This window comes from Dietzia sp. MNB45 (assembly GCF_051994785.1).
Taxonomy (GTDB): Bacteria; Actinomycetota; Actinomycetes; order Mycobacteriales; family Mycobacteriaceae; genus Dietzia; species Dietzia kunjamensis.
Genome location: NZ_CP163397.1, coordinates 578,748 through 592,713 on the forward strand (window position 1 = coordinate 578,748; position 13,966 = coordinate 592,713).

9 protein-coding genes and 1 tRNA gene are annotated in these 13,966 nt (G+C 70.1%); 6 read left to right on the forward strand and 4 right to left on the reverse strand.

Annotated elements, in window-relative coordinates; genetic code table 11:
- The first annotated feature begins 40 nt into the window (after window positions 1–40).
- Window positions 41–826 carry an NRDE family protein gene (locus AB5G72_RS02885; protein ID WP_067711449.1) on the forward strand — a complete coding sequence of 262 codons (786 nt, stop codon included), beginning with the start codon at window positions 41–43 and terminating at the stop codon, window positions 824–826.
- A 68-nt stretch (window positions 827–894) separates the two neighbouring features.
- Here the strand turns inward: AB5G72_RS02885 and AB5G72_RS02890 are convergent, their stop codons facing one another.
- Window positions 895–1,965: a 2-oxoacid:ferredoxin oxidoreductase subunit beta gene (locus tag AB5G72_RS02890; RefSeq protein WP_440220944.1), complete on the reverse strand. Its 1,071-nt coding sequence runs from the start codon at window positions 1,963–1,965 to the stop codon at window positions 895–897.
- A gap of 24 nt (window positions 1,966–1,989) precedes the next feature.
- The gene (locus AB5G72_RS02895; protein WP_440220945.1) at window positions 1,990–3,993 is read right to left on the reverse strand and encodes a 2-oxoacid:acceptor oxidoreductase subunit alpha; all 2,004 of its coding nucleotides are present in this window, start codon (window positions 3,991–3,993) and stop codon (window positions 1,990–1,992) included.
- 244 nt (window positions 3,994–4,237) lie between these two features.
- Between AB5G72_RS02895 and AB5G72_RS02900 the strand changes: the two genes are divergently transcribed.
- Both AB5G72_RS02900 and topA read left to right on the forward strand, forming a co-directional pair.
- Window positions 4,238–5,944 carry an alpha/beta fold hydrolase gene (locus AB5G72_RS02900; protein WP_440220946.1) on the forward strand — a complete coding sequence of 569 codons (1,707 nt, stop codon included), beginning with the start codon at window positions 4,238–4,240 and terminating at the stop codon, window positions 5,942–5,944.
- Window positions 5,945–6,079: 135 nt separating this feature from the next.
- A complete protein-coding gene (gene topA, locus AB5G72_RS02905) occupies window positions 6,080–9,058 on the forward strand; it encodes a type I DNA topoisomerase (protein ID WP_440220947.1) in 2,979 nt (992 codons plus the stop codon).
- Window positions 9,059–9,068: 10 nt separating this feature from the next.
- On the opposite strand, the gene AB5G72_RS02910 is transcribed toward topA, so the two are convergent.
- Complete coding sequence (locus tag AB5G72_RS02910) at window positions 9,069–10,640, reverse strand: adenylate/guanylate cyclase domain-containing protein (RefSeq protein WP_132062762.1); 1,572 nt, start codon at window positions 10,638–10,640, stop codon at window positions 9,069–9,071.
- Window positions 10,641–10,713: 73 nt separating this feature from the next.
- Between AB5G72_RS02910 and AB5G72_RS02915 the strand changes: the two genes are divergently transcribed.
- The 3 genes from AB5G72_RS02915 (at window position 10,714) to AB5G72_RS02925 (ending at window position 13,102) form a co-directional block, all read left to right on the forward strand.
- On the forward strand, window positions 10,714–11,928 hold the full coding sequence (locus AB5G72_RS02915) for a DNA polymerase III subunit delta' (protein ID WP_396444101.1): 1,215 nt from the start codon (window positions 10,714–10,716) through the stop codon (window positions 11,926–11,928).
- Window positions 11,929–12,003: 75 nt separating this feature from the next.
- A tRNA-Thr gene (locus tag AB5G72_RS02920) sits at window positions 12,004–12,079 on the forward strand.
- Window positions 12,080–12,298: 219 nt separating this feature from the next.
- Window positions 12,299–13,102: a crotonase/enoyl-CoA hydratase family protein gene (locus AB5G72_RS02925; RefSeq protein ID WP_440220948.1), complete on the forward strand. Its 804-nt coding sequence runs from the start codon at window positions 12,299–12,301 to the stop codon at window positions 13,100–13,102.
- 54 nt (window positions 13,103–13,156) lie between these two features.
- On the opposite strand, the gene AB5G72_RS02930 is transcribed toward AB5G72_RS02925, so the two are convergent.
- On the reverse strand, window positions 13,157–13,855 hold the full coding sequence (locus tag AB5G72_RS02930) for an IclR family transcriptional regulator (RefSeq protein ID WP_120285184.1): 699 nt from the start codon (window positions 13,853–13,855) through the stop codon (window positions 13,157–13,159).
- Between the last annotated feature and the right edge of the window lie 111 nt (window positions 13,856–13,966).

Genomic DNA, 13,966 nt, shown 5'->3' on the forward strand with positions numbered 1-13,966 from the left:
CCCTGCGCTGCGCGGACGCCGCCCGAAGTACCGTGGGGGTATGTGCATGCTGGTCGTCGCCCGTCGGGTCCACCCCCACTACCCGCTGATCGTGGTGGCCAACCGGGACGAGGTCCTGAGCCGGCCCACCGAGCCGTTGCACGAGTGGACCGCCGACGCCGGTGGCGCCGAGGGCATCGTCGCCGGCCGGGACGTCACCGCGGGCGGGACCTGGCTCGCGGTGGCCCCGGGCGGACGGTTCTCGGCGGTGACCAACGTGCGCGAGCCCGGACCCGTGCTCCCCGCAGCCGCCTCCCGCGGCGAGCTGCCCATCGACGCGCTCACCGGGCCGGTGCCCGTCGCGGAGTTCGCCCACCACGTCGTCGACGACCTCGATCGCTACGGGGGCGTCAACCTCCTGGCCGGCGACCTCGACCGGATGTGGTGGGCGTCCAACCGCTCCACCCGCGGCCCGGTTGCGCTCGGCACCGGCGTCCACGGGCTGTCGAACGCCTCGTTGGACACCCCCTGGCCGAAGGTGGTGGGCGCGGTCCACGACGTCAGAGCGCTCATGGGCACCGACGTCATGACAGGCCCGGACTGGTCCGGGGCGCTGCTGGACGTGTTGGCCGATCGTCGCCCGGCGACACCGTGGACGATGCCGCGCACGGGCGTGCCGCTGACGCACGAGTGGCGGCTGTCGTCGAGGTTCGTCCGCATCGGCCGGCGGTACGGCACCCGGTCGACCACCGCCGTGCGCGTCGACCAGCACGGCGTGGCCGACGTGGTCGAGCGCACGTGGGACGCCCGAGGACGGATCACGGGGACGGTCACCAGGCGCATCTGAGCCGGTGACCGCCCCCGCGGGCGGCTGGTTCCGACGCCGCTGACGCGGCGCGGGTGGTGCCTTCGGCCCTAGCCGACGGTCCAGGTGTTGCTGCCGTCGAGCAGCGCCTGCAGGTCCGTGGGTGAGGTCTCCTTGGCGGCGGCGACCTGCCCGCGGGCGAGGTCGTCGTAGGTGTCGCGGCGAACCTGCCGGATGATGCCGGTGACCGTGTACTCGAGGTCCTGGCTGGACAGGTTGGCCAGGGCGTGGGCGTAGGTCGGGTCGTCGGCGTGGGCGTCGTGGACGACGATGTCGGCCTCGTCCACGTCGGCGGTCGCCGCCACCGCGAGGGAGAAACCGCGGCGCACGACGCAGTGCTGGCCGTCGTCACCGAAGATGATCTTCTCGCCGTGGCGCACCGGGATCAGGTGGTCGCCGGCGTCCTCCTTGCGGAGCAGGTCGAAGGAACCGTCGTTGAAGATCGGGCAGTCCTGCAGGATCTCCACGAAGCTCGTGCCGCGGTGGCGTGCGGCCGCGTCGAGGACCTCGGTCAGGCCCTTGCGGTCGGAGTCCAGGGCGCGGGCGATGAAGGTGCCCTGGGCGCCGATCGCCAGCGACAGGGTGTTGAACGGGTGGTCCAGCGAGCCCATCGGGCTGGACTTAGTGACCTTGCCGGGCTCGGAGGTGGGCGAGTACTGGCCCTTGGTCAGCCCGTAGATCCGGTTGTTGAACAGGAGGATGTTCAAGTTCACGTTGCGGCGCAGCGTGTGGATCAGGTGGTTGCCGCCGATGGACATGGCGTCGCCGTCACCGGTGACGACCCAGACCGACTGGTCGGGGCGCGCGGTGGCCAGGCCGGTCGCGATGGCCGGGGCACGGCCGTGGATCGAGTGCATCCCGTACGTCTCGAGGTAGTACGGGAAACGGCTCGAGCAGCCGATGCCGGAGATGAAGGTGATGTTCTCGCGCTTGAGCCCGAGCTTGGGCAACAGGGCGCGGATGGTGGCCAGGATGACGTAGTCGCCGCAGCCGGGGCACCAGCGCACCTCCTGGTCGGAGGTGTAGTCCTTGGGCTTCTGCGGAGCATCCGTCTTGGGCACGGACGCCAACGCATCGAGCGGCAGTGCGCTGCCGACGAGGCCGGATTCGGTGGTGGTCATGGGGTTCCTCTCCTCGCTCGCAGGTCAGCGGGTTCGGTTGGCGGTGGTGGTGCCGGTGGCGGTGTGCCCGATCCGCCGGTTGCGGGCCGCGGGCTCGCCGGTGGTGGTGATGACCCCGTCGAGCGCCAGGCGGTACTTGTCGTGCTCGGTGTGGGCGAGGCGGCCGGCGAACTCGGACTCGATGGCGGTCTGCAGCTCCTCGGCCGAGAACGCCATACCGTGCACCTTGGTGATGGGCTGGATGTCGGCGGGGAAGCGGGCCTTGAGCAGCATGGCGAGCTGTCCCAGGTTCATCTCCGGGACGAGGATCCGACGGTACCGCTCGAGCACCTCACCGATGTTGTGCGGCAGCGGGTTGAGGTGACGCACGTGGGCGCGGGCCACGCGGTGGCCGTTCGCGCGGGCGCGGCGTACGGCCTCGCCGATGGGCCCGTAGGACGAACCCCAGCCCACCACCAGCACGTCGGCCTCACCGGACGGGTCGTCGACCTCGAGATCGGGCACGTCGATGAGCGCGATCTTCAGGGCCCTGGTCCGGGTCATGAGGTCGTGGTTGTCGGCGGTGTAGGAGATGTTGCCGGTGCCGTTGGCCTTCTCCAGTCCGCCGATGCGGTGCTCGAGTCCGGGCTCGCCCGGGATGGCCCAGTCGCGCGCCAGCGTCTCCGGGTCACGGGCGTAGGGGAGGTACTCGGAGGCGAACTTGCCGTCGTCGCCCTCGCCCTCGGCCTCGGGGGCCGTGGCGAAGTTCTTCTCGATCGCAGGCAGGGCGGCGACGTCGGGCAGCAGCCACGGCTCGGAGCCGTTGGCGATCGCGCCGTCGGACAGCACGATGACCGGGGTCCGGTAGGTGACCGCGATCCGGGCGGCCTCGCGGGCGATCTCGAAGCAGTCCGCGGGGGACTGCGGGGCGATCACCGCGACGGGGGACTCGCCGTTGCGCCCGAACAGGGCCTGCAACAGGTCGGACTGCTCGGTCTTGGTCGGCAGGCCCGTCGAGGGGCCGCCACGCTGGACGTCGATGACCACCAGCGGCAGCTCGGTCATCACGGCCAGGCCGATGGCCTCGGACTTGAGGGCCAGACCGGGACCGGAGGTGGACGTGACACCGAGGGTTCCTCCGTAGGAGGCGCCCAGTGCCGCGGCGACGCCGGCGATCTCGTCCTCGGCCTGGAAGGTCGTGACGTCGAACTGCTTGAGCTTGCTCAGCTCGTGCAGGATGTCCGAGGCCGGGGTGATGGGGTAGGTGCCCAGGAAGACGGGCATGTCGGCGGACCGGCCCGCGGTGACCAGGCCGTAGGCCATCGCCGTGTTGCCGGTGACCTGACGGTAGCGGCCCTCGGGCAGCTTGGCGGGGGCGATCTCGTACTCCGAGGCGAAGGCCTCGGTGGTCTCGCCGTAGTTCCAGCCCGCGTGCAGGGCGAGGATGTTGGCCTCGAGAATGGTCGGCTTCTTGCCGAACTTGTCCTTGAGGAAGTTCTCGATCGAGTCGACCGTGCGCCCGTACATCCACGTGAGCAGCCCCAGGGCGAACATGTTCTTGCAGCGCTCGGCGTCCTTCTTGCCGAGGTCGACCGACTCGACTGCACCGATCGTCAGGGTGCTCATCGCGACCTCGTGCACCTGGAACGCCTCGAAGGCCGGCGACCCCAGGGGGTTGGACTCGTACCCGACCTTGGTGAGGTTGCGCTTGGTGAACTCGTCGGAGTTGACGATGAGGATGCCGCCCGAGGGCAGGTCCTCGATATTGGCCTTGAGCGCCGCCGGATTCATCGCCACCAGCACGTCGGGACGGTCACCGGCGGTGAGGATGTCGTAGTCCGCGATCTGGATCTGGAAGCTCGAGACCCCGTGGATCGTGCCCTGTGGGGCCCGGATCTCGGCGGGGTAGTTGGGCTGGGTCGCCAGGTCGTTGCCGAAGGCGGCGGCTTCGGAGGTGAACTGGTCACCGGCGAGCTGCATGCCGTCGCCCGAGTCACCCGCGATGCGGATGACCACCTTGTCCAGCTTGGTCTTGGACGAGTTGCCCACCGGTGCTGACCTCCAGAAAGTCGTGATGAATCGAGGCTTGTCGCGGCTCCCGTTCAGCCCTCGACGGTACGCCGATTCCGGCGCAGCCCGCGGCCACGACCGTGTGACCGGGACTGTAACAGGTTCCAGTTCGGCGACGTGGCTTCTTCCCTCACCCTAGACCGATCTGTCTATTGCTGCCAGTCGGGCGGTCCCCCCGCAGGAAAACCCCCCGGAACGCAGCGGAGATGAAAAACTCGTCATCATGCCCCACTTCTCACGACGCCTGGTCGCGTCCGCGACCGCAGCCCTCGTCGTCGTCGTAATACCACCCGTCGCCCCGGCCACGCCCACACCCACCTCCACCCTGACCGGGGTTGACGTCGTGACCTGGACCCCGTGCCCCGCGGAGTCGGCGGCCGACGTCCTCCACCGCCTGCCCCGCCCCGACGTCCTGTGCGCCTCCGTCACGGTCCCCGTCGACCACGCCGACCCCGACGGTCGCACCGTGGGGATCGAGGTCCGCAGGATCACCGCCACGGGCGATCGTCAGGGGGCACTGTTCTCCAACCCCGGCGGGCCGGGAGGCGACGCCCGCACCCTCTGGTACACCGCACTCGACAGGGACGACGACTCCGCCGTCGACGAGATCCGTCGCACCCACGATCTGGTGATCGTGCAGCCCCGGGGCCTGGCGGGATCGGGCGCGCTCGAGTGTCTCCCCGGGCCGGAGGTGGAGGCCCCGGACCGTTCCGACCCCGACGACGACGACGACCTCAACGAGCAGGCCGCGCGGTGCATGGCCACCGACCCGGAGTTCGTGCGGTCCATCACCACGGAGAACGTCGTGCGCGACCACGAGGTGGTCCGCGAACGCATGGGCCTGGAGCGCATCTCCTTCCTCGGGTACTCCTACGGCACCGCGATCGGGATGATGTACCAGACCCTGTTCCCGCAGCGCCTCGACCGGATGGTGCTGGACTCCTCGGTCGGACCGTCCGAGACGTGGTGGTACGAGTTCCACCAGCGGCAGGCGGAGAATCGGCACCGGGCGCGCGACTACGTCCTCGCGTGGATCGCCGAGTACGACGACGTCTACGCGTTGGGGGACACCGCCCTGAAGGTGTACCGGCGGATCCACGAGCTCGACCTGTCGGAGGGGGCGGCCGCGGGCCGGTTCCTTCCGCCCCCCGCCGTGCCGGGCGATGACGCCCCGGGGTCGGTTCCCACCGGATCGCTGGCGGCGGGCTCCCTCGACGCCCTCAACACCGGGTCGGTGCGGGCGGAGAACGCCGCCGTCGCGTCCACCGGCGGGTTCGACTCGACGCCGGACGACGCCGTGGGCTACTTCCGGGTCCTCGACTTCTACAGCCGGTCCCCCGACGCCTGGCCCGACATCGCCTGGGCGATCTCGGCGAAGGTGCACGGCACGGCGCCCGACGTCGAGACACCGGAGGAGCTGGACGAGCGGATCGAGGAGGAGGCCGAGGAGCGCACCGGCCGGCCCCCGGTGACGTCCGACCAGGCCACCTACCTGAAGATCATCAACTGCAACGAGACCGCGCCGCCCCGGACGAACCTGGCGGCCCCGGCCCTGATCGGCAGCAGCGACCCGGCGGGTAGCACCGGCGAGGACGTGTGGGCGTTGACCGAGCAGACCCGATACTGCCTCTACCCGCCCTCCGCGGTCCCGCCGCGCATCGAGGCACGCGAGATGGCCGCGCCGCCCCTGATCATCCAGTCCGACCACGACCCCAACACCCCGGGGATGTTCGGTCCGGCCACCGCCGACGCGACGGGAGGCACACTCGTCCGGATCCGGGGCACCGTGCACTGCCATTTCGACACCGGCAACGAGGCGGTCGACGAGATCGTCCTGCGGTATCTCGAGACCGGTCAGGCGGAACCCGGGCAGTATCTGGACACCCCGCGCCCCGCGCCGGGAAGCCCACCGTGGGTGCCGGAGGGGTGACTCGACGGTTCTCGTGGAGGGCATCCCGCCTGGTATGAATTCCTATAGAAGGGCCCCGGCACGCGTACCGTAGCCGGGACCGGTGGTCGGTGAAGGGCGTCGACGACGGAATCAGCGCAGGTTGGGAGCACTCCAGTGGCGAGCAAGAAGGCAGCATCGGGCGGCAAGCGGAGCCTGGTGATCGTCGAGTCCGCCACCAAGGCACGCAAGATCCAGCCCTACCTGGGGTCCGACTACGTGGTCGAGGCGTCGGTCGGACACATCCGCGACCTGCCCAAGGGCGCGGCCGACATCCCGGCCAAGTACAAGAAGGAGCCGTGGGCGCGGCTCGGGGTGAACCCGGACGACGACTTCGAACCCATCTACGTCGTCAGCGCCGACAAGAAGAAGAAGGTCGCCGAGCTCAAGAAGGAACTCGCCGGCGTGGACCAGCTTCTGCTGGCGACAGACCCCGACCGTGAGGGCGAGGCGATCGCCTGGCACCTGCTCGAGGTCCTCAAACCCAAGGTCCCGGTCAAGCGGATGGTGTTCCACGAGATCACCAAGCCCGCCATCCTCGCCGCCGCCGAGAACACGCGCGAGCTCGACACCGACCTCGTCGACGCCCAGGAGACCCGCCGGATCCTCGACCGTCTCTACGGCTACGAGGTCTCCCCGGTGCTGTGGAAGAAGGTCATGCCGCGACTGTCCGCCGGCCGCGTGCAGTCGGTGGCCACCCGCGTGATCGTTGAGCGTGAGCGCGAGCGCATGGCGTTCGTCGCCGCGGACTACTGGGACATCACCGCGACCCTGGCAACGAAGGGATCCGCCGGCGGGGACGCCGGTGAACCCCGCAGCTTTACCGCCCGCCTCTCCGCCGTCGACGGCGCCCGGGTCGCGCAGGGCCGCGACTTCGGCCAGGACGGGCGTCTGAAGTCCACCGGCGCGGCCAAGGACTCCGTCGTCCTCGCCGAACCGGCGGCCCGGGCGCTGGCCGACGCGCTGACCGGTGCCGACTTCGTCGTCGACTCCGTCGAGTCCAAGCCGTACACACGGCGCCCCTACGCGCCGTTCATGACCTCCACGCTCCAGCAGGAGGCCGGCCGCAAGCTGCGGTACACGTCCGAGCGCACCATGCGGATCGCGCAGCGACTGTACGAGAACGGCTACATCACCTACATGCGTACCGACTCCACGACCCTGTCCGAGGGCGGCATCGCAGCCGCCCGCGCGCAGGCCACGGAGCTGTACGGCAGCGACTACGTCTCACCCACGCCCAGGCAGTACACCCGGAAGGTCAAGAACTCGCAGGAGGCCCACGAGGCCATCCGGCCCGCCGGCGAGACCTTCGCCACCCCCGGGCAGCTCCACAGTGCCCTCGACGCCGAGGAATACCGGCTCTACGAGCTCATCTGGCAGCGCACGGTCGCCTCCCAGATGGCCGACGCGCGCGGCACGACCGTCAGCATCCGCATCAGCGGTGACGCCGGCGACAACGCCTCCGGCTACGAGCGCGCCACCTTCGCCGCCTCGGGCCGCACCATCACGTTCCCCGGCTTCCTCAAGGCCTACGTCGAGGCGACCGATGACCCGGCCGAGGGCTCGGAGAAGCAGATGGCGGACGACGCCGAGCGGCGCCTGCCCCGCCTCGACGAGGGACAGCAGCTCACCGGTACCGACCTGGTCCCCGACGGGCACACCACCAGCCCGCCCGCCCGCTACACCGAGGCGAGCCTGGTCAAGGCGATGGAGGAGATGGGCATCGGCCGCCCGTCGACCTACGCCAGCATCATCCGCACCATCCAGGACCGGGGGTACGTCTACGTCCGCGGCAACGCGCTGGTCCCCAGCTGGGTCGCCTTCGCCGTGGTCGGACTGCTGGAGCAGAACTTCGGCCGGCTCGTCGACTACGACTTCACCTCGCTGATGGAGGACGAACTCGACGCGATCGCCGAGGGACGCGAGAACCGGGACGACTGGCTGCGGCGCTTCTACTTCGGTGCCACCGAGGGCTCCGGTGACGAGGACAAGGCCAACTACGCCGTGGGGTTGAAGAACCTCGTCGACGTCAACCTCGAGGCGATCGACGCCCGCAGCATCAACTCGATCCGGGTGTTCGACGACTCCGAGGGCCGCCCGGTGCACGTCCGGGTCGGTCGCTACGGTCCGTATCTCGAGCGCATGGTCGCCGGCGAGGACGGCGCCGAGGAGTCCCAGCGGGCCAACCTGCCCGAGGGGATGAGCCCGGACGAGCTCACACTCGAGGTGGCCGAGAAGCTCTTCTCGACCCCTCAGGACGGCCGCCCGCTGGGCGTGGACCCCGAGACCGGACACGAGATCGTCGTCAAGGACGGGCGCTACGGCCCCTACGTCACCGAGAAGCTCCCCGAGGCCACCGACGCCGAGAAGGCGGTCTGGGCCAAGAAGGTGCTCGCCGACGCGGAGGCGGAGAAGAAGCGGATCGACGCCGAGCGCGACGCCGCGATCGCCGCCGCCAAGGACGACGACGCCAGGGCCGAGGCCAAGAAGGCCGCGACCAAGGCCAAGGCCGCCGTGACCCGCCGGGCGAAGAAGGAGGCCGACAGCCCCACCGGGCCGAAGCCCCGGACCGGGTCGTTGATGCAGTCCATGGAGCCGGCGACGGTGACGCTGGAGGACGCGCTCAAGCTCCTGTCGCTGCCGCGCGTGGTGGGCGTCGACCCCACCAGCGGTGAGGAGATCACCGCCCAGCTCGGTCGCTACGGGCCGTACCTCAAGAAGGGCACCGACTCCCGGACCCTGGAGTCCGAGGACGCGGTGTTCACGGTGACGCTCGAGGACGCGGTGAAGATCTACTCCGAGCCCAAGCGTCGGGGCCGGCAGGCCGCCGCCCCCAAGGCGCTGCGTGAGATGGGGGTCGATGAGGTCTCCGGCAAGCAGATGTTGGTCAAGGACGGTCGCTTCGGCCCGTACGTGACCGACGGCGAGTCCAACGCCTCCCTGCGCAAGGGCGACACCGTGGAGAGCCTCACCGACGCCCGCGCCTCCGAGTTGCTCTCGGAGCGGCGCGCCAAGTCGCCGCCGAAGAAGGCGCCCGCGAAGAAGGCCCCGGCCCGCAAGTCGCCCGCGAAGAAGACGGCCGCGTCGCGCCGCTGAGGCCCGCCGGTCAGTGCGCCGGGTCGTCGGCCGGGCGCAACGCCACGGAGCCGGCCTGCCACCGGTCCGCGAGGGTGGGGCGCAGGGGTCGGGCGAGCTGGGTCATGATGCCCCGGCCGCGCAGTTCGACGCTGCGGCCCAGCACCCACCTGGCCGCCTCGGGTGCGTCGGCCCGGTGGATCGTGGCCGCCGACGCCAGAACGTGTCCCTGCTCCATCTTGGCCAGCGTGGTGAGGCGGGCGGCCTCGTTGACCGGGTCGCCGATGACCGTGTACTCGAACCGCTTGGCATGGCCGATGTGTCCGGCGATGACGGTGCCGTAGGAGACGCCGATCCCCGCCGTGAGCGGGGCCAGGTCGGCGAGTCGGCTCTGCAGTGCACGCGCGGCCCGCAGCGCACGGCCGGCCTCGTTGTCCACCTCCAGCGGCGCCCCGAAGACCGCGAGCAGGGCGTCGCCCTGGAACTTGTTGATGTACCCGCCGTTGGTGTCGACGGACTCGACGGCGATCCGGAAGAAGTCGTTGAGCACGGAGACCACCTCGGCCGGCTCGTGGGCCGCAGCGAACTCCGTCGAACCGGTGAGGTCGACGAACAGCACCGCGACCTGGCGTTCCTGCCCGCCCAGTTCGGTGCCCCGCTCGAGCGCGTTGCGTGCGACGTCCTCGCCCACGTAGCGACCGAAGAGGTCCTGGATGGCCTCACGTTCCTGCAGGCCCGTGACCATCTCGTTGAACCCCTGGGCGAGCTGGCCGATCTCCGAGCTGTCATAGATCGTCACGCGGGTCTCGAGATCGCCCTGCTTGACGCGACTGACGCCCGCCTGCATCTCGCGCACCGGGTCGGCGATCGAGTCCGAGACCAGCCCCATGCCGATCGCGCCGGCGATCACGGCGACACTCGCCAGCACCGCGAGGGCGACGAGGATCAGACCGGGGTCGTCGCCGAACAGGCCGAACCAGTGTCCGGTGAGGATGAGCAGGATGCCGGCGATGGGGATGACCGTGGTCAGTGACCAGCCGAGGAAGATGCGGCGACGCACGCCGGGGACATGGCGGCTCTCCGGCACCCCCCTGGACAGGGCGCGGACCGTGATCGGTCGCATGATCCGCTCGGCCTGCAGGTAGGAGATCAGGCAGGTGGTGCTGCCGCCGAGCAGGCTGGTCACCGCCACGATGAGAGCCAACCTGGGGGAGTGGCCCACGTTGACGGCGACGAACAGCAGCGTCCCGGTCACCCACATGGCGCCGGAGATGAGCGCCTGGTGGAACGGCAGGCGCAGGGTGCGCCGGCGGATCGCGCCGTCGAAGTCCGCCCCCGACCGGTCGACCCGCAACACGGGCAGGAGGAGCAGCGTCGAGGCGATGACGCCGCCGACGAAGGCCAACACGAGATAGCCGATGAACAGGTACTGGTTGAGGAAGCGGAATTGGTCGAGGTCGAGGAACCGGTCCATCGGCAGGACGAAGCGCAGGAACGAGAACACGAAGACCGCGCCGATGATGTTCGCCTGCACCATCGTCAGGGCATAGACGGGCCAGGGGGTGGCCCACAGCCACCTGAACAACCTGACCCATCGTTCCATCGGCCCAAGCCTAGTTCGCGCCGGTGATGCCGGGAACGCAGGTGTGTCGGTGGGCGGGGATAAGGTGGGGGCCATGCCCGGGGTGTTCGATCGGTTGGCCGGACAGGCCGACGTCGTGGCGGAGCTGACCGCTGCCGCCACGGCCGCTCGTGCCCGCGTGCCGGGGCAGGGGTGGGATGCCTCGGACGCCCGGATGGTCCACGCCTGGCTGTTCACCGGTCCGCCGGGTAGCGGCCGCAGCGTGGCGGCCATGGCGTTCGCCGCCGCCCTGCAGTGCGAGGACCCGGACGTGGTGGGCTGCGGGGAGTGCCGGGCGTGCCACACGGTGCTGGCCGGCACCCACGCGGACGTGCACCTGCTCGCCCCGCAGGGCGTCAACATCCTGCTCAAGGACGTCAAGGAGACCATCCACCGCGCGGCGAGCCGCCCCGGCACCGGGCGCTGGCAGATCGTGGTGGTCGAGGAGGCGGACAGACTCACCGAGCAGTCCGGGAACGCCCTGCTCAAGGTGGTGGAGGAGCCGCCCAGTCGGACCGTGTTCCTCCTGTGCTCGCCGACCACCGACCCGATGGACATCATGGTGACCCTGCGGTCGCGCTCGCGGAACGTCGCACTGCGTCAGCCGGACGCGGCGGCGGTCGAGCGTGCGCTGCTCGCCGGCGGGGACCCGATAGACCCCGATCTGGCCCGGTGGGCGGCGTCGGTCTCCTCGGGCCACGTGGGTCGTGCCCGGTGGCTGGCGACCGACGAGGCGACCCGGGAGCGGCGGGACGTCGTCCTCCAGCTGCCCATGGTCATGCACAATCCGGGCCGGGCGTTCCCTCTCGCGGACCGGCTCGTCAGCGCCGCTGAGCAGGAGGCGTTGGCCCGCAACAGTGAATCCGACGAGCGCGAGGTCGAGGAGCTGCGCACCGCGCTGGGGGCGGGCGGAACCGGCAAGGGCACCGCGTCGGCAGGGCGGGGTGCGACGGGCGCGGTCAAGGAGCTCGAGAAGGCCCAGAAGTCGCGACGGACCCGGTCCACCCGCGATTCACTGGACCTCGCGCTGGTCGACCTGGCGGGGTTCTACCGGGATGCGCTCATGTCGGCGCTCGGCGCCCGCGAGGTCGACCCGGTCCATCCGGACAAGGCGGAGGAGGCCGCGAGGCTCGGCGGCCACTACCCGGCTGCGGCGATCCTCCGCGCGATCGAGGCGATCCAGGAGTGCCGGGCGGCGATCGAGGTCAACGTCAAACCCAAGTTCGCGGTGTCCGCCATGGTGGGCGCGATCCGCGAGGCACTGGGCTGACAACCGGGGCGGGGGCGGGTCGTTTTCCGGCGACGGGGGTCCGTCGGATATAGTTGCGTCGCCCCACAAGGGCTCGCCGCGTTAGCTCAGTCGGTAGAGCATTTCACTCGTAATGAAAAGGTCGTCGGTTCGATTCCGACACGCGGCTCCATCGGAACGCCGAACGCTGTCAACCCCCGCCCTCCCAGGTCCGGGGTTTTCTGTCGTCCGGTCCGCTTCCCGGGGGCGACATGATGCCTGGCTCCCGGGGCCCGCCCGAATGTCCTGCGCTCGCGATCATTGACGGTGACGACGATCACTCGCTACTGTCAGGTAACAGTTTACGTAGTTGCATATCGTCGGCTGTTCGCCCCTCGATCAAAGGACTCCCATGACCACTGCGCCCCTGCTCGTCGAGCGAGCGGACCACATCGAGACGTGGACGATGAACCTGCCGGACTCCCGGAATCCCATCTCCGATCCGGCGATCGTCGACGCGCTGTGTGATCAGGTCGCCACGGTCAACGGGGATCATGACGTCCGGGCCGTGGTCCTGACGGGTGCCGGTTCCGCGTTCTCCGCCGGCGGGAACGTCAAGGACATGGTGGACAGAGCGGGGATGTTCGGCGGCAGCCCGTATGAACTGCGTGACGGGTACCGCCGGGGTATCCAGCGGATCCCGCGCGCCCTGTATCACTGCGAAGTGCCGGTGGTCGCCGCGGTGAACGGGCCGGCCGTCGGTGCGGGATGCGACCTCGCCGTGATGTGCGACCTGCGGGTGGCGTCGACGAGGGCGTGGTTCGCGGAGAGCTTCGTCCAGCTGGGGATCATCCCGGGCGACGGCGGTGCATGGCTGCTGACCAAGGCGATCGGCCCGGCGCGGGCGGCCGAGATGGCGCTCACCGGCGACCGGGTCAAGGCCGAGCAGGCCGCCGCGTGGGGGCTGGTGAACGAGGTCGTGGAACCCGATCAGCTGCTGGAGGCGGCCCACACTCTCGCCGCGCGGGTGGCCAAGAATCCACCGCACTCGGTGCGCATGGCCAAGAAGCTGCTCCGCGAGTCACAGCACCAGTCGCTCGAGTCGCTCCTCGAGCTGTCGGCGGCGATGCAGGCGCTGGCGCACCACGCCGAGGATCACCGCGTGGCGCTCGCGGCGTTCGGGGACAAGCGCGCCGGCGAGTACACAGGTCGCTGATCTCCGTCTCTCGGCCGGGCCGGGGCTGGGTCTGGCTCCGACACGCGACCAGGCTCAGCGCAGGCCCCATTCCGTCGCGTGGCGGAGGCAGATGCGGGCCAGTTCCTCGCTGCGTTCGACGATGAGGTCGCGCGCGGCGATGACCCCCACGGTCGCGATCGTGCGGCCCCTCTCGCGCAGGGCGACTGAGACGCCGTCCCCGCCGTCGACCGCCACGCCGGGGGCGGTACACACCCCGGTCTCGCGGAGTTCCTCCAGGGAATCGAGAAACCTGTCCACGAACTCGGATTCCGCGGACGGCCGGGCGTTGAGGTAGGCCCAGATGTCGCGCTTCTCGCGGTCGGCGAGCAAGAGCCAGCCGGACGAGGTCCGCAGCAGTGAACGCCGCAGGCGGTTCTCCGCGATGTACGAATAGTGCGGGTCGTTGGAGACGTGGTCCACGTAGAACAAGTCGTCACCGACATCGGTCGACAGGGCGGTGGTGAGCCCTGTCTCCGCGTGCAGGGCCAGGAGCTGGTCCCGCGACACGGACGTCACGGGCGGGCGACCAGCGATGACGTTGAGTAGATACGGTGCCGTACCCAGGGTGTATACGCGGTTGCGCTCGTCGAGGTATCCCACCGCCACGAGCCCGTTGAGCAGGCCCTGCGTGGAGCTGATCGGGGCCTCGAGCGCTTTTGCCACCGCGGTGAGCGTCAGGCCGGATCCCGATCGGGCGACGAGTTCCATGATCGCCGCGACCCGGTCGACCATCCGGTGCCGGGGACGCTCGGGGACCTTGTCCATGCGGGGCACGTCCACCGCCCCGTCGCCTCCCACGTCCGCTTGCGTCATGGGGTAAGACTATCCGCCCCTGCGGGACGA